This window comes from Serratia sp. SA088 (assembly GCF_049065515.1).
GTDB lineage: Bacteria > Pseudomonadota > Gammaproteobacteria > Enterobacterales > Enterobacteriaceae > Serratia > Serratia nematodiphila.
The window spans coordinates 388,236-404,951 of sequence record NZ_JBAKGW010000004.1 but is presented as its reverse complement, the minus strand read 5'-3'; the positions used below and the strand labels follow the sequence as shown (position 1 = coordinate 404,951).

The window sequence follows — 16,716 nt, the reverse complement described above, 5'->3', positions numbered from 1 at the left end:
GCCCGCGCCGCTTCACTCAATAGCGGATGCAGACCGATTTGGTTTCGGTGTAGGCATCCAGCCAATCCGGGCCGAAATCACGGCCGCTGCCCGACTGTTTGAACCCGCCGAACGGCATGTTCGGGTCGATCAGCGTATGGGTGTTGACCCACACGGTGCCGGCCTGAATGCGCGGCGTCAGCGCCATCGCCTGCTGCAGGCTGGTGGTCCACAGGCTGGCGGTCAGCCCGAAGTCGGTGTCGTTAGCCTTGCTCAGCGCTTCTTCGGCGCTCGCCACCCGGATCAGGTTGACCACCGGGCCGAACACTTCTTCGCGCGTCAGGTTCAGCCGATCGTCCGGGTTGATCACCAGGGTCGGCGGAATGTAGAAGCCGTTGGCGTCCGGCCCGGCCGCGCCGCCGATAAGCTCGGCGTTTTTCGCCCGGGCATCGTCCAGATAGGCCGCCACCTTGTTGCGGTGCGCGAGCGACACCAGCGGGTTGATTTGCGCGCCGGTATCCATCCCCGGCCCGACCGACAGCGATTTCACCGCCTGTTCGAATCCGGCCACCAACCGATCATAAATCGGCGCTTCGATATAGATTCGCGAGCTGGCGGCACACACCTGCCCCTGGTTGAGGAAGCTGCCGAGCATCAGGCCTTCGATCACCTGCTGCGGATCGGCATCTTTCAGCACGATGGCCGGGTTTTTGCCGCCCAGCTCCAGCGTCACGCGGGTCAGGCGATCCGCCGCCGCGCGCGCGATGCTTTTGCCCACCGGCGTGGAGCCGGTAAAGCTGACTTTGGCGATCAGCGGATGTTCGGTCAGCACCTTGCCGCACACGGTGCCGCGGCCGGTGACCACGTTGAACGCGCCCGGCGGTACGCCGGCTTCGCTCGCCAGTTCGGCCATGCGCAGCAGGGTGAGCGGGGTGGTTTCCGACGGCTTGATGACGATGGAGCAACCCGCGGCCAGCGCCGGCATCACTTTCCACATGCCGATCATCAGCGGGAAGTTCCAGGGCACGATGCCGGCGACCACGCCGATCGGCTCTTTGCGGGTATAAACCTGATATTTGGCGCCCGGTGGCATCGGAATGGAGACATCCAGCGTCTGGCCGGTGATTTTGGTCGCCAGCCCGGCGGTGTAGCGCATCCAGTTCAGGGTGCTGCCGACTTCGAAGGCGCGGGCGATGTTGATGGATTTGCCCTGCTCAAGGGTTTCGAGCTGCGCCAACTCTTCGGCGTGCTGCTCCACCAGATCGGCGAAGCGCAGCAGGATGCGTTCACGCTCTACCGGCAGACGCTGCGCCCAGACGCCTTCGCTGAAGGCTTTGTGGGCGGACTGCACCGCCAGCGCGACGTCGTGTTCATTGGCGTCGGCGGTGGTGGCTATCTGCTGCCCATTGGCGGGGTTGTACACCGCCAGGCGGCCTTCCGCGGCGGACGCGCGCCACTGGCCGTCGATATACAGCCCATGCTGACGATCGAGAAAACGCGACACGCTATCCAGCACGGCTACGGTATTGTCAGACATACATCCTCCGATCAGGCTCATCAGGTTATCGTTAACCCTGAGAGTCTAGATCAGCGGGAAAGCGGCGGCTTTGGTCTGCCTGACATTCGGTTTGTCCTGCGTGTCATTTTGCCGTGACGGGAGAGTAAACCGCGGCCGGCGGGCGCCGGCCGGAAAGGATCACGAGCTCAGGGTCGCCAGACGGGTGGCGAAACCGAGGAACAGCAGGCCGATCAGGCCGTTGCCGAGCTTCGCCAGGCCTTTCTTGTGGTTGAAGAAATGCGCCAGCATCGCGCCGGAGAAGATCAGCGTGCTCATGTAGATAAAGCTGACGGCTTCGAGGATCAGCGCCAGAATGGTGAACGACAGCCCGGTGTGCGCGTAGTTGAAGTCGATGAACTGCACGAAGAACGACACGTAAAACAGAATGGCTTTCGGGTTGGTCAGGCTCAGCGTCAGCGACTTGCGCAGAATGCTGTGGCCGCCTTCAATTTGCTGCTGTTGCGCCTGCGCCTTCTGCACGAAGGTGGCGTAGAGGATTTTTGCGCCGAGGAACAGCAGGTAAATCGCGCCGAGAAAACGCACCAGGGTAAACAGGAACGGCGTGGTGCGGATCAGCGACGCCACGCCGATATAGGCGCAGAAGATCAGGATCGCATCGCCGATAAACACGCCCAGCGCCGCGGTGTAGCCGGCGCGCACGCCGCGCGATATGCCGGTTTTCAGCACGTACAGCGTATTCGGCCCCGGCAGAATGATGATGAAGACCACCCCGGCCAAATAGGTCCATAAATTCAGGACGCCAAAACTCTCTAACACAATAACCTCTCCATGCGCGCAACTAACAGGCAAAAACACTGGCCACGCCCGTGGCCGGCCGCGATCCTAACGCCGTGCAAGCGGGTTGGCAACGTAATAAACTTCATGTTGTTGGTTAAAAATTGTCGAAAGATTGTTGAAAACGTCGGCGTCGAATTAAAAAGCAAGAGTCGGCGTGTTTCGCCAACGGCCCGTCACTATGCTGGTTAACATCGAAACCGCAGTGAGGAACGGATGATGAAAAACGTAATCGACAGCGCCGATCCGCGCTGGCTGGCGATCGTCAGCCGCGACAAGCACGCCGACGGCCGCTTTATCTACGCGGTGAAAACCACCGGCGTGTATTGCTCGCCTTCCTGCCCGTCACGCCAGCCGAATCGGCAAAACGTGGAGCTGTTCGACGATGCGGAACAGGCGGAGGCGGCGGGTTATCGGCCCTGCAAACGCTGCCGCCAGGGGCTGACGCCGTTGACAGAGCAGCATGCGCGGCAGATAGCCGAGGCCTGCCGCTATATCGAACGGGCGGAGAAAGCGCCGTCGCTGCAGACGCTGGCGCGCCACGTCGGGTTGAGCCAATACCATTTCCACCGGCTGTTTAAAGCGATCACCGGCCTGACGCCGAAAGGCTACGCCGACGCGCAGCGTAGCCAGCGCTTGCGCACCGGTCTTTCGCAGCAGGAGACGGTGACCGACGCGATCTTCGACGCCGGCTATGGCGCCAACGGCCGCTTCTACCAGCAAGCCAACGCCGCGCTGGGCATGACGCCGAAGGCCTACCGGGCGGGCGGCAAAGGCATGCGCATCCATTTCGCCGTCGGGCGCTGTTCGCTGGGCGAGATCCTGGCGGCGCAGAGCGAGGTGGGCATTTGCGCCATTCTGCTGGGGGACGATGCGCAGCAGCTGGTGCAGGATCTGCAGGATAAATTCCCCAACGCCGAGCTGATCGGCGGTGACGCGCAGTATGAAGCGCTGATGGCGCAGGTGGTGGGCCTGATCGAAGCGCCGGAGAGCGGGCTGGCGCTGCCGCTGGATATTCGCGGCACTGCGTTTCAACAGCGGGTCTGGCGGGCGCTGCAGGCGATACCGGTCGGCGAAACCGTCAGCTATGCCGATATCGCCCGGCGCATCGGCGCGCCGAAAGCGGTGCGCGCGGTGGCCGGCGCCTGCGCCGCCAACTTGCTGGCGGTGGCAATCCCCTGTCACCGGGTGGTGCGCAACGACGGCGCCTTGTCCGGTTATCGCTGGGGCGTCGAGCGCAAGAAAGCCTTGCTGGAAAAGGAGGCGCAGCGATGAGCGGCGCGCTGGCGGCGCGGTTGGCCGAATTGGACTGGGCGGCGATCGAACGCGAACTTGATGCGCAGGGGGGCGCGCGCCTGCCGGGCGTGCTCAGCGCCGAGCTGTGCCGGCAATTGGCGGCGCTTTATCCGCATGGCGAGCACTTCCGCAGCCGCATTGTCATGGCGCGGCACGGTTTTGGTCGCGGCGAGTACCAGTATTTTGCGTATCCGTTACCGCCCCCGGTGGCCGAAGCGCGCGGCCTGCTGTACGCGCGGTTGGCGCCGTTGGCCAATCGCTGGAACGCCATGCTGGGTCTGGCGGCGCGTTATCCCGCCGAACACGAGGCCTACCTGACTGAATGCCATCAGGCCGGCCAGCGGCGGCCAACGCCGCTGCTGTTGCGTTACACGGAGGGGGATTACAACTGCCTGCATCAGGATCTGTACGGCGAACGGGTGTTTCCGCTGCAGGTAGCGTTTTTGCTCTCCGCCCCTGAACGGGATTTCACCGGCGGCGAGTTTGTGCTGACCGAGCAGCGGCCGCGGATGCAGAGCCGGCCGGAGGTGGTGCCCTTGCAGCAGGGCGACGCGGTGGTGTTCGCGGTGCATCATCGGCCGGTGGCGGGGGCGAGAGGCTACTATCGGGTCAATCTGCGCCACGGCGTCAGCCGGATACGCACCGGCCAACGCCACACGCTAGGGGTGATCTTTCACGACGCGTTATAGCTTGCGCGCCAGCAGGGTGGCGAAGCGCAGCGAGATGCGGTTGCCGGCGGCGTCGGTCTTGTGCAGTTGCCCGACGTCCTCGTTGTATTTGAGGATCTGCCAGTCGCGGTAATAGTGCTTCAGCTCGCCCGGCTTGAAGGTGAACGGGAACGGCAGCGGGCAGGGATAATCTTCGGTATCCATCGCCGCCACGATCAGATTATGGCCGCCGGGCACGGTGCTGTCCTGCATGTTTTGCACGATATACGGGATCTGCTGGCGCTCGAGGAACATCAACACCACGGTGGACAGGATGAAGTCGTACTCGCCGCTGAAGCGGTGAGTATTGAGATCCTGCACCCCGGCGCTCAGGCGGGTCAGCTGCTCGGCGTCGATGATCTGATTGAGGCGAGCTATCGACGGCGCGTGCTTGTCCCAGGCGGTGACGTCGAAACCTTTCAGATTGAGATAGAGCGAATTGCGGCCGCCGCCGCAGCCCAGATCCAGCGCCTTGCCCGGTGCGATGCGCGCCGCCGCCTCGATCACTTCGGAGTGGGTGCGCGTCAGTTCGTATTTCTTGTGGTAGTAATCTTCCGGCGTGCAGTAGAACGCCAGCCGGCAGGTCATGTCGTCCGAGAAGGAAACGATGCGATGCCACTGCTGCGGTTCGATAAACGGCGGCTGGCTTTCGGGGCTAAACTGCCAGGTCTCGGTGGTAGCGCCGTCTTCGGTCATCATGGCGAACGTCAGGTTGCCGCTCAGCACGGTGAGCTTCGCCCAGGTGCCGCTCTGGGTGTTGTGGCGCTGGCGAAAGGCTTCCGGCAGTGTGTCGCTGTTCCATTCCGGCAGGGTTTTATAGCAAAGCAGCTGTTGCTCCATAGGGGGCTCCTCTGGCTGGGCAAACAAAGTGATTTATATGATGCATATAAAATACATCTTTATCGATCGTTTGAACATAGCGGCCTGACGGAAAGGCGCGGCGATATCTTTATACTGGATTGTGCGCGGCGGCTGGGCTAATTTCAGTGCTGTTCATGTCATCACGTTCAGGGAAAAGATGCCGATATCTCGTTTATTCCACCCGATGCCCTTCCGTTTGCTGAGCCTGGCTGCGCTGCTGGCGCTGGCGGGCTGTACCAGCAAAACCACCACCACGGCGCCGGCGGCGCGCCCCGCCGACGTCAAAGCCCGACTGATGACGCTGATCCCGGCCAACGCCGGCGATCGCCAGGGCTGGGCCACCGATATTACCGCCGCCTTCGCCGCGCAGGGTATTGAACCGAGCGATGAGAACCTGTGTTCGGTGCTGGCGGTGACCGAACAAGAGTCGACGTTCCAGGCTAACCCGCAGGTGCCGGGGCTGCCGAAGATCGCCTGGAAAGAGATCGACCGCCGTGCCGATCAGATGCACATCCCGAACTTTTTGGTGCATACCGCGTTGAAGATCTCGTCGTCGAACGGCCAGAGCTACAGTGAGCGTCTGGATAAGGTGCGCACGGAGAAGGATCTGAGCGATATCTTCGATGACATGATCGACCGCGTGCCGATGGGACAGAAGCTGTTCGGCCATTTGAACCCGGTACATACCGGCGGCCCGATGCAGGTGAGCATCGCCTTCGCCGAGGCGCACGCCAAAGGGTATCCTTATCCGGTCGACGGCTCGATTCGCCGCGAAGTTTTCAGCCGGCGCGGCGGCATGTACTTCGGCATTATGCATTTGCTGGGGTACCCGGCCGATTACAGCCGGCCGATTTACCGCTTTGCCGACTTCAACGCCGGCTGGTACGCCAGCCGCAACGCGGCGTTCCAAAACGCGGTCAGCCGGGCGAGCGCCATTCCGCTGGCGCTGGACGGCGATCTGATCGATTTCAGCAGCGACAAGCCCGGCTCGACCGAGCTGGCGGTGCGTACGCTCGGCAAGCGCCTGAACATGAGCGACAGCGCCATTCGCCGGGCGCTTGAGAAAGGCGATACGGCTGACTTTGCCGATACCGACCTGTATAAGAAGGTCTATGCGTTGGCGGGCGGCAAGCTGCCGCGTGAGATGCTGCCGGGTATTCAGCTGGAAAGCCCGAAAATCACCCGCAAGCTGACCACCGCCTGGTTCGCCAAGCGGGTGGATGAACGCCGGCAGCGCTGCATGGCGCGCGCCGGCGGGTAACGGTATGAAAAACGCCGCCGGTGGCCTGAACCACCGGCGGCGCGATCATCGCGCCTCAGGCGCTGCGGCGCGGGTTGGTCAGGCCGAAGTTAAAGCTGTTGCAGCGGTTACAGAACTCTTTCATCACCGGTGGCGTGTCCATCATCGGCACTTTCACCTCGATAAACGCCAGCCGATCCTGCCGTGAGGCGTGTTCCAGGGCCATTTCCAGCTGTTGTGTGGTTTCCACCGCTACGCTGAACGGCTGCGCCTGGGTATTCAATACCGCCGGCAGTTTGGCGTAGTCCCACGGGCTGATGTCATTGTAGGACGAGTTTTCGCCGAGGATATAGCGTTCGATAGTGTAACCGTCGTTGTTGATCAGGAAGATGATCGGCTTTTGTTCGCAGCGCAGCAGGGTGGACACTTCCTGCGCGGTAAGCTGGAAGGAGCCGTCGCCGATGAACAGCAGGTGACGGCGCTCAGGGGCCGCCATCAGGGTGCCGAGCAGCGCCGGCAGGGTATAACCGATCGAGCCCCAAATCGGTTGGTTGACCACCTTGACGCCGCCCGGCATGCGCATGCCGCCGATGGCCGCGCCCGAGGTGCCGTTTTCCACCACCACCACATCCTCCGCCTGGATGAAGCGTTGGATCCGCCGCCACAGATAGGCCTGGTCGATAGGCGCGTCGCTCGGCGTCGCCAGCTTGTCACGCGGATCGGCCAGCGGTGATAAAAGCTGCGCCGGCGCGTCTTCGCTCAGATCCAGCAGCGCCTGCAGCAGATCCGCCGTCGCTACCGCCGGGTAGGAGGTGTTGTCCAACGTCATCGAGAACGGCTGAATATCCACCTGAGCGGCGGCGGGAATTTGCTGCGAGAAATAGCCGGTGGTGGAGTCCACCAGACGCACGCCGAAACTCAGCACGCAGTCTGAGTGGGCCATGCGTTCATACAATTCGGGGCGCGACAGGTTGCCGCTGTAGCCGCCCATCCAGCCGGCAGTGTTTTCCGGGATAATGCATTTGGCGGTTGGCATATTGGTCAGCGGTATGGCGAAGCGGTGAGCGACCTCGATAACCTGCTGCTGCAGCTGATAGCGATCCACCATTTGGTCGACCAATATGATCGGGCGCTGCGCGCGTTTTATTTTGGTTAACAGCGCCATTGCCGCCAATTGCACATTGTATTTATCGCTCGCCGGCAATTGCGGCGCTGCTGCGGCTGCGGTGATTTCAATTTCGACGTCGCAAATATCAGACGGCAGCTGTAAATACACCGGTTTCTTCTCTATCCAGGCGCGAGAAATAACGCGTGGAATTTCCTGCGCGGCATTTTCCGGCGTGATAAGAGCCTGAGCGACGGTGAATTGTTTAAAGCAGTTCATGACGTTGTCGAAATTGCCGTCGCCCAGGGTATGGTGCAATAGCTGATGATTCTTCATCGCGTGCAGCGGCGGCGTGCCGGCGATGCAGACCACCGGCGAAGATTCGGCATAGGCGCCGGCGATGCCGGACAGCGCGGCCAGATCGCCGACGCCGTAGGTGACGATCAGCGCGCCGGCGCCTTTCATCCGTGCGTAGCCGTCGGCGGCGTAGGAGGCGTTCAATTCATTGCAGTTGCCGACAAACGCCAGCCGTTCGTCGCTTTCCAACAGCTCCAGCAGGCTGAGGTTATAGTCGCCGGGCACGCCGTAAATACGATCGACGTTCAGGGCGTGAAGCTGTTGCAGAATGAATGACCCGATAGTTATTTTCATTGATTGCTCCGGATTATTTATCTTTATTTTGTCAGGCGAAAATCAGCAAAAATAAATTGCTGGCGATGTTGTGTCGTTAGCATTAACAGTTATTTAAAGTGTCGGCTTGTTCAAGATAGGAGGAGCGGCCGAGGAAGAGGCGGTTTGTATTCGGCGCTTTACGCGATGGGTTTGTCCATAAATAGTGTGGCTATTGTGCATTAGGGCGGGGCGGTATTTTTCGTTGACGGCATATCGGCAGAAAAACGGCGCCGCGTTGGCATTTATCATGACGCAGGGGGAGTTACCCGGTACTTTTGATGCCGCGTTAAATCCTACCTGGCGGCACCCGGCTGTGAGTCTGAGAAAGAAAAACCGACGCTGACGTAAAGGGGGATTTTGGTGATCCGCCGCACGCTTATTTCAAGAAACTATCCTGCAACCAATTAAAAACAAAAAATTAACAACGATCGTTTTTTATTTGTCGGTTTCCGTCAGTTTTGCTTTACAGATGCCGCAATGCGCGCCGCGTCGGGCCGGTGTAAAAATGGGCCGTCACGGGCGCGAATATAACGTGGCGGTCATCACATTCTGTGGGAAGTGATACGTAAACTTTTCTCTACGTGCGCACGGATGGCGTATACCTACCAGAGGGGCTCATGTCCCAGCGGTGCTGGCCTGAGAGGGGGGGCGTGTGATGAAAGGCTATCGACATATTCTGGTGCTGATTCATAACGAGCGTGATGGGTTGCCGTTGCTGCGTCAAACGGCGGCGATGGTGCGCGGTAAGCCCATCGCCCTCACCGTCGGCCATCTTAACGCCGACTACGCGGAGCTGGAGTACGGCAGCGATGCGTTAATCAAGGATCGCCAGGCGCAGGAGGTGATCGCCGCCAAGGCGATGCTGAGCCGGTTGGTGAGCGCCGTCGATGTGCCGGTTGCGGTCAAGGAAATCGTCACTATCCGGCGCTTTAAGGACGTCAGCGATTTTATTCACCAGGCCGGCATCGATCTGGTGGTGGTCGGGCACCAAAACCGCCTGTTCGGCCTCTATTCCTCGTATTCCCTGGAGTTTGTGAACCGTCTCGATGTCGATGTGTTGGTCAAGCATCTTGCTCGCGAGTAGCGTGCGACAAAGTGGATTTTTCCCACGGCTTTGCCGCCCGAAAGGCGATAGCATACGCAGGCCGGTGCAGCCTGTTAAAAGTTATCGGGAATTTTCCGGTGCTAAACTTAACCAAAGCACAACGGGCGTTGGATAAATTAGATACAGCTTGATCTTGCCTGGGCTATCGGTAAAAATCTGCGGCCGTATTTTTACAGGAGCTTTACGATGTTTCTAAAACGGACCCTTTTGGCGTGTTCTCTGGCGTTGATATTTCCTGCACTGCCTTCTTACGCTGAGGTTGGTACAGAAAGTGGCAATACCGCGCAGGCTGAAAAACCGGGTCTATGGCAGCGTTTTACCGATAACGTGGCGGAGACCTGGAACAACTCGCCTAACCACGATCTCTATATCCCGGCCATCACCTGGCACAACCGTTGGACTTATGATGATGAGCATATCGATAAGTACAACGAACGTCCGTGGGGCGCCGGTTACGGCATCTCCCGCTACGACAGCGACGGTGACTGGCACGGCATCTACATCATGGCGTTCAAGGATTCCTTCAACAAATGGGAGCCGATCGGCGGCTATGCCTACGAGAAGATCTGGCGCCCGCTGGATGACAAGGATTTCCGCCTGGGGCTGGGCTTCACCGCCAGCGTCACCGCGCGCGACAACTGGAATTACATCCCTATCCCGGCGCCGCTGCCGCTGGCCTCTATCGGCTATCAGCGGCTGACGTTCCAGGCGACCTACATTCCCGGCACCTATAACAACGGCAACGTGTTCTTCGCCTGGCTGCGCTGGCAGTTCTAAACTTCCTGAATTCCGAAAAACGGCGCGGTGGCGAGATAAAAGGAACTTGTCGCCGCAGGCGGCGTCGGAGAGGTATCCCGGCGCGCTGCGCCGATTGCATGCCGTTATGACAGGAGTTTCACCACTATGATCACCAAACATCGTTTATTGCTGGCTTTGGCGCTGTCCGCGACCCTGGCCAGCGGCGCCACCCAGGCCGCCGGGCTGATGGATTCCCTCAGCAGCGCGGCGGGCGAACTGAGCAAGTCGGGCGGCGACAGCAGCGGCGGCATGTCGCTCTCCTCGTTGACCGGCCTGCTGAACGGCGGCGACAAGGCGTTGAGCTCCAGCAGCATGACCAATGCCGCCGGTATCCTGCAGTACTGCGTGAAAAACAACGTGCTGTCGGCTAACGGTGCCGAAGGGGTGAAAGATCAGCTGCTCAGCAAGCTGGGCATCACCAGCACCGAAAACGCCAAGAGCCAGGATTATCAGCAGGGCCTGGGCGGCTTGCTGCAGACCGGTGAAGGCAAGAGCCTGGATCTGAACAGCCTGGGCACCTCGCAGATCACCGAGAAGGTGAAACAGAAAGCCTGCGATCTGGTGCTGAAACAGGGCAAATCCTTTATTTCATGATCAACCCACGGCGGAGCGTTCCGCCGTGGGTATTTTGCATAAGCTGGAAAAATGAAAAAAACGTTGATGCTTTCCCTGCTGGCAGGGATGACGATGTTGCAGGGGTGTTCCGTGAAATCCAACGATGCGCCGCCACCGCCGCAGGTGAAACCGATCGGCATGGCGAACCCGGCCGACGTGTACTGCACCCAAATCGGCGGCAAGCTGAACGCCAAAGAGAATGCGGCAGGCCAGTATTCTACCTGTACCTTGCCGAGTGGGCAGGAAATTGAAAGCTGGGAACTGTTCCGCCGCGATCATCCGGTGAAAAAGTAACCCTATGCGGCGCCGGCTCTGCTGCCCGGCGCCCGCTCAGAATTGGCGATCGCCTATCGGCTGCAGCTGCAGGCTGCCGTCCTTCTGCAGCGTCAGCGGCATGCGCCAATCACGCTGTTTATCCAGGTTGAACGGCCGGGAGCGGAACATGCAGCCGGTCTTGATATTCTTGATTTTCATCACGTGTTCCGCGTTCGCATTGATTTTCACCTCGAAGCTGCCGGCGGGCGGAATAAAGACTTCCGCCAGCTGTTGCGGCGCCGCTGGCGTTTCCAGCTTGACCAGCACCGCGAAATCGTTGCCCTGATTATCCAACGTCAGCCGATGCAGGCCGGATGCGGGCAGCCGCGTTGGCTGATGCAGATAACCCGCTGAAGCGGGCCACGGCTGCCCGGCATTGTCATGCAGCGGCCCGCCGCACTGTTCGCGCGCCTCCCGCAGCGGCATTTCGCGCTTGATGGCGCGATTGTAATCGGCGGGGGCGGCGAGACTGAACTCGTCGTCATATTGGTGGGCGCGCAGATAGCGCTTGGCGCCGAGCACCCCAACGGCGACCAGCATGAAGAACAAAAATATCCTCAGGCGATTTTTGAAAATCAGCCCGAACAGCTTCCCGGGGAGTTGAAACAGCCACCTTGCGATCGTCAATAACATCGTTTTCCCTTAGCGTCCAAGCCGTTACGTCTGCGGTAACTTCGCTTGCCTCAGTATAGCCAACATCCCGCAGGCGAAAATCCTGCCCGGCGATTTTTCTTCCGCTCTGCATTGTACGTTTGTGTTTGTTTGTGTACATTTGTGATCACTTTAGCGTCACCGGATTGAAATGATGTCCAAACTGTTACCGAATGAGCGTCACCAGGCCATTCTTGACACGCTCCGCCAACAGGGGCGGGTGCTGGCCCTGGAGATGGCGCAGCGGCTGAACACCACCGAAGCGACCATCCGCCGCGATCTGCGCCAGCTGGCGGCGCAGAACCTGTGTAAACGCATCTATGGCGGCGCGTTAGCGCCGACGCCGGCCGAAGGCCCCGTTGCGACGCGCATTGCGCTCAGCGGTGACGAGAAGCTGGCGCTGGCGCAGACCGCGCTGGGGGTGATCGGTGAAGAACAGCTGATCTTCCTCGACGCCGGCAGCACCCACCTGTATCTGGCGGATCTGTTGCCGCGCGACCGGCGTTTGACGGTGGTGACCAATGCATTGAGCATCGCCGGCAAAATGCTGGAGCGGCCGGGGATCCGCACCATCCTGATCGGCGGCGAGTTGGATGCGCAGGTCGGCGGCTGCGTGGACGCCAAGGCCGCGGAAGAGATCGACGGTTTCCATTTCGATTTGGTGTTTACCGGCATCTGCGCCTACGACCCGGCCGGCGGCTTCTCCGCGCTGAGCTACCAGGACGCCACCTTCAAAAAGCGGCTGTTGACGCGCGCCGGCAGCGTGGCGGTGCTGTGCACCCGCGACAAGCTCAATACCTACGCCCCTTACCCCTTCCTGCCCGCCGGGCGGGTGGATCATCTGGTGACGGCGCGCGGCGCGCACCCGCAGCTTGAGCTGCAGGTGGCGCAGGGCGGCGGCCAGGTTTGGCACAGCGATTTACCGACCGGAGAATGATGATGAAAATAGCCCATGTTGCTCTGTGGACCCGTGACATCGACGCGCAGCTGGCATTTTGGCAGCGTTATTTCAATGGTGCCGCGGGGGAGGAGTATGTCAGCCGCAACCGGCCGGGGTTCGTTTCCCGCTTCGTCAGCCTGGCGGCCGGGCCGTCGCTGGAGATCATGCGCGTGCCGACGTTGCTGCCGGCGCAGGAACAGGAGGAGCGGGTCGGTTGGGCGCACATCGCGCTGTCGCTGGGGGATGAGCGGCAGGTCGATCGGTTGGCGCAGCGCGCGCAGCAGGAGGGCATTTTGCTGTCCGCGCCGCGCTGGACCGGCGACGGCTTCTACGAGGCCGTCATTCGCGATCCAGACGGCAACGCGATCGAAATCACCGCCTGATCACTCTTCTTCAATGCTGGCGAACTGCTCGCCCAGATAGTCGAGCAGCAGCCGCACCGCCGGCAGCAGGCCGCGGCGCGACGGGTAAACCGCATGCACCACGCCGCCCTGCGGCTGCCAGCCCGGCAACAGTTGCACCAGCTCGCCGCGCAGCATGTCGTCGCGCATCATCATCGCCGGCAGTTGTACGATGCCGGCGCCGGCGATGGCGGCGGTGCGCAGCATCAGCATGTCGTCGGTGACCAGCCGCGGCGTGTGCTCCCACTCCACCCGTTCACCCTGTGGGCCGGTCAGCCGCCATTGGTGCTGACCGCGCGCCGGGCCGAGATCGAGCGTCGGGTATTTACGCAGGTCTTCCGGCGTGTGCGCCGGCCCGAGGGTGCGCACCAGCGCCGGGCTGGCGGCGACGCACCAGGTGCGCTGCGCCAGGATCTTCAGCACCAGATCGCTGTCCTCCAGCGGCGGCGGCCGCACCCGGATCGCCAGATCCAAGCCTTCCCCCACCACGTCCACCCGGCGATTGGTGGCCTCCAGATGCACCGTCACCTTGGGATAATCGGCCATAAAGGCCGCCACCATGCTGCCGACGCGGGTGTGCAGGATCGCCACCGGGCAGGACATGCGCACCGTGCCGCAGGGCTCGGCGCGCGTCTGCTCGATCGCCTGCTGCGCCGCTTCCGCTTCCACCAGCATCGCCTTGCAGTGCGCGTAATAGGTTTGGCCGACCTCGGTCACCGAGAAGCGCCGCGTCGAGCGCTGGATCAGGCGCACGCCCAACCGCTCCTCCAGCAGTGCCACGCGGCGGCTGAGTTTGGATTTGGGAATGCCCAGCGCCCGGCCGGCGGGGGCGAATCCCTGGTGATCGACCACGCTGGCGAAGAAAAACAGATCGTTCAGATCGGTCAGCATCGTATCCCTTATCGTTCTATCAGTAGAACGCTGAGTGTACATCTTGCCTACTACTGCAGCAAACCCCGGCGGATTAAACTTCTGACATCAACTTAAGGCCGTGAGGTCTGAAACGGGAGTTCAAGATGAAAAAAATCCTCGGTATTCACAACAGCCCGGAAGCACACTGGGTCGGTAACGGTTTCCTGGTGAATTCGCTGTTCTCTTATAACGATTTGGGGGCGGAAATGAGCCCGTTCCTGCTGCTGGATCACGCGGCGCCGACCAAATTCCGTTCCGCCTCCGGCACCCGTGGCGTGGGTCAGCACCCGCATCGCGGGTTTGAAACGGTGACCATCGTCTATCAGGGCGAAGTGGAACACCGCGACTCGACCGGCAGCGGCGGGGTGATTGGCCCCGGCGACGTCCAGTGGATGACCGCCGCCTCCGGCATCCTGCACGAAGAGTTCCATTCGCGGGACTTCTCGCGCAACGGCGGCACCATGGAAATGGTGCAGTTGTGGGTCAACCTGCCGGCCAAGGACAAAATGGCCGAGCCGGGTTACCAGACGCTGCTGAACGCCGATATTCCGGTGGTCCCGCTGGCGGACGGCGCAGGGCAGGTGCGGGTGATCGCCGGTGACTTCGGCGGCCATGCCGGCCCGGCGCGCACTTTCAGCCCGCTCAACGTGTGGGATATGAAGCTGAATGCCGGCCATACCACCACGCTGACGGTGAAAGAAGGCCATACGCTGGCGCTGGTGATGCTGCACGGCGCGATCCTGGTTAACGGCGAAGATGTGGTGCGTGAAACCCAGATGGTGCGTTTCGACCGGGCGGGGGATTCGATCACTATCGAAGCCAACAACGACGTCGCGCTGTTGGTGCTGAGCGGCGAACCGATCGATGAGCCTATCGTCGGCTACGGCCCGTTCGTCATGAACAGCGAAGCGGAAATCCAGCAGGCGTTCCGCGATTTCAACAGCGGCAAGTTCGGCAGCATGAACGCCGAAGCGAGCGCCGGTTGAACCTTGGCATCTGGGGCGGGAAGTGTTCTCGGTTCCAGATGCCACACTTAAACCTCAACGCCCCGCCACACCGGCGGGGCATTTCATCCGCAACATCAAACCCCACAGGAGTAAAACCATGACTGCAAATTACAAACGCCTCGACAAAGATCAGGCCGCCGTATTGCTGGTGGATCATCAGGCAGGGCTGCTTTCGCTGGTGCGCGACATCGATCCCGATCGGTTTAAAAACAACGTGCTGGCGCTGGGTGATTTAGCGAAGTATTTCAACCTGCCGACCATTCTGACCACCAGTTTTGAAAACGGCCCCAACGGCCCGCTGGTGCCGGAACTGAAAGCCCAATTCCCCGATGCCCCCTTCATTCCGCGTCCTGGCCAGATCAACGCCTGGGACAACGACGACTTCGTCAAAGCGGTAAAAGCCACCGGCCGCAAGCAGCTGATCATTGCCGGCGTGGTGACCGAAGTGTGCGTGGCATTCCCGGCGCTGTCTGCGCTCAATGAAGGGTTCGAAGTGTTTGTGGTGACCGACGCCTCCGGCACCTTCAATGAACTGACCCGTCAGTCGGCCTGGAGCCGCATGGAAGCCGCCGGCGCGCAGTTGATGACCTGGTTCGGCGTCGCCTGCGAGCTGCACCGCGACTGGCGCAACGATATCGAAGGCCTGGGCACGCTGTTCTCCAACCATATCCCGGACTACCGCAATCTGATGACCAGCTACAACACGCTGACCAACGGTAAGTAACGCGACGGCCCTTTACTCAACCTTTCGCCTTTCATCACGTTAGACGCGGGATGTAAGCAAAGCGCAGCGGGGCGAAAAGGTAGCGAAAAGCGGCTTTCTCATTGGCCGGGGGCGGGGTAGCGTAATCCCGAACCCGGCAAATGAGGCTAATTCAATGAAACAAGCAATCAAGATCCTGGCGCTGCCCTGCATGGGCATGGCGCTATTGTTCAGCGCGAGCGCGATGTCGGCGCCTGAGAAGCCTGCGGCCAACGCGTTGCCGCCTTTGATGGATGCGCCGATGCGCATGCCGTCTTTCCCGGGCGGGCACCCGCCCAAGCCGGGGTTCTGCCACGGCGGCGAGCTGTTCTGCGCCACCTCGGCCAGCGACAATCCGGTGGAAACCATCAACAAACTGACGGCGGTGATCCCGGCGGGCAGCGCCAAACACTATGAAGTGCGCATCGCGGTGGTGGCCGTGCCTGACGCACCGCCTGCGCCTTAACGGGCCCTGTCATCCCGCTCTGGCCTGGGCGCGCCAGGCGCGTTAGGCTAAGGAGAGCGTTTTTCGGGAGGCGGGATGACCCCTTTATCACAGCTGCCTTATCTCCAGCTCGGCGATCGCGTGCTGTTGTTCGACGGCGAATGCAATCTGTGTCACGGGCTGGTGAGATACCTTATTCGCGCCGATCGGCAGCGGCGCATTCTGTTGGCAACGGTGCAATCCGTCGAAGGGCAGGCGATCCTGCTGGCGTTGGGGTTGCCGACCGATCGTTTCGATTCCGTGGTCTATGTTGAGCAGGGGCGCTATTGGCTGCGCTCGGCGGCGTTGTTTCAGGCGCTGCGCCAAATGACCTGGCCGTACCGTGCGCTGGCGCTGGGGCGTTGCCTGCCACCGCGGCTGGCGGACAAGGTGTACGACGCGGTTGCCGGCAATCGCTACCGGCTGTTTGGCCGCAACGACGGCAGCGGCCTGCCGGGTGCCGATCAGCCCGGGCGCTATCTGTCTCGGCGGCGGGAGCCGCCGGCCTGAGCTTTACGCTTCTTTACCATCCA

General features: G+C 61.2%; 19 protein-coding genes. 13 read left to right on the top strand and 6 right to left on the bottom strand.

Translation table 11 applies throughout. From position 1 onward, the window contains the following. Nucleotides 1-16: 16 nt before the first annotated feature. Both ACOWVD_RS13595 and leuE read right to left on the bottom strand, forming a co-directional pair. Nucleotides 17-1,516: an aldehyde dehydrogenase family protein gene (locus ACOWVD_RS13595; protein ID WP_164095448.1), complete on the bottom strand. Its 1,500-nt coding sequence runs from the start codon at nt 1,514-1,516 to the stop codon at nt 17-19. A 159-nt stretch (nt 1,517-1,675) separates the two neighbouring features. Then, nucleotides 1,676-2,314, bottom strand: a complete 639-nt coding sequence (leuE, locus tag ACOWVD_RS13590) for a leucine efflux protein LeuE (RefSeq protein WP_004940625.1) — start codon at nt 2,312-2,314, stop codon at nt 1,676-1,678. 237 nt (nt 2,315-2,551) lie between these two features. Here leuE and ada point away from each other — a divergent pair, with 237 nt between their 5' ends. Beyond that, on the top strand, nt 2,552-3,607 hold the full coding sequence (gene ada / locus ACOWVD_RS13585) for a bifunctional DNA-binding transcriptional regulator/O6-methylguanine-DNA methyltransferase Ada (RefSeq protein ID WP_421105675.1): 1,056 nt from the start codon (nt 2,552-2,554) through the stop codon (nt 3,605-3,607). Beyond that, nucleotides 3,604-4,317 (top strand): 2OG-Fe(II) oxygenase, encoded by a 714-nt coding sequence (locus tag ACOWVD_RS13580; protein ID WP_164095449.1) that lies wholly within the window; start codon nt 3,604-3,606, stop codon nt 4,315-4,317. The genes ada and ACOWVD_RS13580 overlap by 4 nt, the downstream gene beginning before the upstream one ends. Here ACOWVD_RS13580 and tehB read toward each other — a convergent pair. Then, complete coding sequence (gene tehB, locus ACOWVD_RS13575) at nt 4,312-5,175, bottom strand: SAM-dependent methyltransferase TehB (RefSeq protein ID WP_049242848.1); 864 nt, start codon at nt 5,173-5,175, stop codon at nt 4,312-4,314. The genes ACOWVD_RS13580 and tehB overlap by 6 nt on opposite strands. A 178-nt stretch (nt 5,176-5,353) precedes the next feature. Here tehB and ACOWVD_RS13570 point away from each other — a divergent pair, with 178 nt between their 5' ends. Continuing rightward, on the top strand, nt 5,354-6,457 hold the full coding sequence (locus tag ACOWVD_RS13570; protein ID WP_049242846.1) for a DUF1615 domain-containing protein: 1,104 nt from the start codon (nt 5,354-5,356) through the stop codon (nt 6,455-6,457). 55 nt (nt 6,458-6,512) lie between these two features. On the opposite strand, the gene ACOWVD_RS13565 is transcribed toward ACOWVD_RS13570, so the two are convergent. Then, nucleotides 6,513-8,192 (bottom strand): alpha-keto acid decarboxylase family protein, encoded by a 1,680-nt coding sequence (locus ACOWVD_RS13565; RefSeq protein ID WP_049242844.1) that lies wholly within the window; start codon nt 8,190-8,192, stop codon nt 6,513-6,515. Between the two features lie 676 nt (nt 8,193-8,868). On the opposite strand from ACOWVD_RS13565, the gene ACOWVD_RS13560 reads away from it, so the two are divergent. The 4 genes from ACOWVD_RS13560 (at nt 8,869) to ACOWVD_RS13545 (ending at nt 11,025) form a co-directional block, all read left to right on the top strand. Continuing rightward, nucleotides 8,869-9,297 (top strand): universal stress protein, encoded by a 429-nt coding sequence (locus ACOWVD_RS13560; protein WP_004940605.1) that lies wholly within the window; start codon nt 8,869-8,871, stop codon nt 9,295-9,297. Between the two features lie 207 nt (nt 9,298-9,504). Further along, nucleotides 9,505-10,095 (top strand): lipid IV(A) palmitoyltransferase PagP, encoded by a 591-nt coding sequence (gene pagP / locus ACOWVD_RS13555; protein WP_031300033.1) that lies wholly within the window; start codon nt 9,505-9,507, stop codon nt 10,093-10,095. 126 nt (nt 10,096-10,221) lie between these two features. Next, nucleotides 10,222-10,710, top strand: coding sequence for a DUF2501 domain-containing protein (locus ACOWVD_RS13550; RefSeq protein ID WP_015376789.1), 489 nt, complete (start codon nt 10,222-10,224; stop codon nt 10,708-10,710). 51 nt (nt 10,711-10,761) lie between these two features. Beyond that, entirely contained in the window at nt 10,762-11,025 is a 264-nt protein-coding gene (locus tag ACOWVD_RS13545) for a DUF333 domain-containing protein (protein WP_004940597.1), read from the top strand. 36 nt (nt 11,026-11,061) lie between these two features. Here ACOWVD_RS13545 and ACOWVD_RS13540 read toward each other — a convergent pair whose 3' ends face one another. After that, a complete protein-coding gene (locus ACOWVD_RS13540; RefSeq protein WP_015376791.1) occupies nt 11,062-11,679 on the bottom strand; it encodes a hypothetical protein in 618 nt (205 codons plus the stop codon). Between the two features lie 172 nt (nt 11,680-11,851). On the opposite strand from ACOWVD_RS13540, the gene ACOWVD_RS13535 reads away from it, so the two are divergent. Next, nucleotides 11,852-12,634: a DeoR/GlpR family DNA-binding transcription regulator gene (locus ACOWVD_RS13535; RefSeq protein WP_016928923.1), complete on the top strand. Its 783-nt coding sequence runs from the start codon at nt 11,852-11,854 to the stop codon at nt 12,632-12,634. Between the two features lie 2 nt (nt 12,635-12,636). Next, nucleotides 12,637-13,020 (top strand): VOC family protein, encoded by a 384-nt coding sequence (locus tag ACOWVD_RS13530; RefSeq protein ID WP_015376793.1) that lies wholly within the window; start codon nt 12,637-12,639, stop codon nt 13,018-13,020. Here ACOWVD_RS13530 and ACOWVD_RS13525 read toward each other — a convergent pair whose 3' ends face one another. Continuing rightward, nucleotides 13,021-13,929, bottom strand: coding sequence for a LysR family transcriptional regulator (locus tag ACOWVD_RS13525; protein WP_033634044.1), 909 nt, complete (start codon nt 13,927-13,929; stop codon nt 13,021-13,023). 125 nt (nt 13,930-14,054) lie between these two features. On the opposite strand from ACOWVD_RS13525, the gene ACOWVD_RS13520 reads away from it, so the two are divergent. The 4 genes from ACOWVD_RS13520 (at nt 14,055) to ACOWVD_RS13505 (ending at nt 16,693) form a co-directional block, all read left to right on the top strand. Next, on the top strand, nt 14,055-14,936 hold the full coding sequence (locus tag ACOWVD_RS13520) for a pirin family protein (RefSeq protein ID WP_015376795.1): 882 nt from the start codon (nt 14,055-14,057) through the stop codon (nt 14,934-14,936). A gap of 118 nt (nt 14,937-15,054) precedes the next feature. Next, on the top strand, nt 15,055-15,681 hold the full coding sequence (gene ycaC, locus ACOWVD_RS13515; RefSeq protein WP_004928476.1) for an isochorismate family cysteine hydrolase YcaC: 627 nt from the start codon (nt 15,055-15,057) through the stop codon (nt 15,679-15,681). Between the two features lie 154 nt (nt 15,682-15,835). Further along, entirely contained in the window at nt 15,836-16,165 is a 330-nt protein-coding gene (locus tag ACOWVD_RS13510) for a hypothetical protein (RefSeq protein WP_421105674.1), read from the top strand. Between the two features lie 75 nt (nt 16,166-16,240). Next, on the top strand, nt 16,241-16,693 hold the full coding sequence (locus tag ACOWVD_RS13505) for a thiol-disulfide oxidoreductase DCC family protein (protein WP_164095450.1): 453 nt from the start codon (nt 16,241-16,243) through the stop codon (nt 16,691-16,693). Nucleotides 16,694-16,716: the final 23 nt, after the last annotated feature.

Bases quoted from the DNA above. Each gene is read 5' to 3' on its own strand.
- ACOWVD_RS13595 (WP_164095448.1), bottom strand. From the start codon at position 1,516: ATGTCTGACAATACCGTAGCCGTGCTGGATAGCGTGTCGCGTTTTCTC.
- ada (WP_421105675.1), top strand. From the start codon at position 2,552: ATGAAAAACGTAATCGACAGCGCCGATCCGCGCTGGCTGGCGATCGTC.
- ACOWVD_RS13580 (WP_164095449.1), top strand. From the start codon at position 3,604: ATGAGCGGCGCGCTGGCGGCGCGGTTGGCCGAATTGGACTGGGCGGCG.
- tehB (WP_049242848.1), bottom strand. From the start codon at position 5,175: ATGGAGCAACAGCTGCTTTGCTATAAAACCCTGCCGGAATGGAACAGC.
- ACOWVD_RS13570 (WP_049242846.1), top strand. From the start codon at position 5,354: ATGCCGATATCTCGTTTATTCCACCCGATGCCCTTCCGTTTGCTGAGC.
- ACOWVD_RS13565 (WP_049242844.1), bottom strand. From the start codon at position 8,192: ATGAAAATAACTATCGGGTCATTCATTCTGCAACAGCTTCACGCCCTG.
- ACOWVD_RS13560 (WP_004940605.1), top strand. From the start codon at position 8,869: ATGAAAGGCTATCGACATATTCTGGTGCTGATTCATAACGAGCGTGAT.
- pagP (WP_031300033.1), top strand. From the start codon at position 9,505: ATGTTTCTAAAACGGACCCTTTTGGCGTGTTCTCTGGCGTTGATATTT.
- ACOWVD_RS13550 (WP_015376789.1), top strand. From the start codon at position 10,222: ATGATCACCAAACATCGTTTATTGCTGGCTTTGGCGCTGTCCGCGACC.
- ACOWVD_RS13545 (WP_004940597.1), top strand. From the start codon at position 10,762: ATGAAAAAAACGTTGATGCTTTCCCTGCTGGCAGGGATGACGATGTTG.
- ACOWVD_RS13540 (WP_015376791.1), bottom strand. From the start codon at position 11,679: ATGTTATTGACGATCGCAAGGTGGCTGTTTCAACTCCCCGGGAAGCTG.
- ACOWVD_RS13535 (WP_016928923.1), top strand. From the start codon at position 11,852: ATGTCCAAACTGTTACCGAATGAGCGTCACCAGGCCATTCTTGACACG.
- ACOWVD_RS13530 (WP_015376793.1), top strand. From the start codon at position 12,637: ATGAAAATAGCCCATGTTGCTCTGTGGACCCGTGACATCGACGCGCAG.
- ACOWVD_RS13525 (WP_033634044.1), bottom strand. From the start codon at position 13,929: ATGCTGACCGATCTGAACGATCTGTTTTTCTTCGCCAGCGTGGTCGAT.
- ACOWVD_RS13520 (WP_015376795.1), top strand. From the start codon at position 14,055: ATGAAAAAAATCCTCGGTATTCACAACAGCCCGGAAGCACACTGGGTC.
- ycaC (WP_004928476.1), top strand. From the start codon at position 15,055: ATGACTGCAAATTACAAACGCCTCGACAAAGATCAGGCCGCCGTATTG.
- ACOWVD_RS13510 (WP_421105674.1), top strand. From the start codon at position 15,836: ATGAAACAAGCAATCAAGATCCTGGCGCTGCCCTGCATGGGCATGGCG.
- ACOWVD_RS13505 (WP_164095450.1), top strand. From the start codon at position 16,241: ATGACCCCTTTATCACAGCTGCCTTATCTCCAGCTCGGCGATCGCGTG.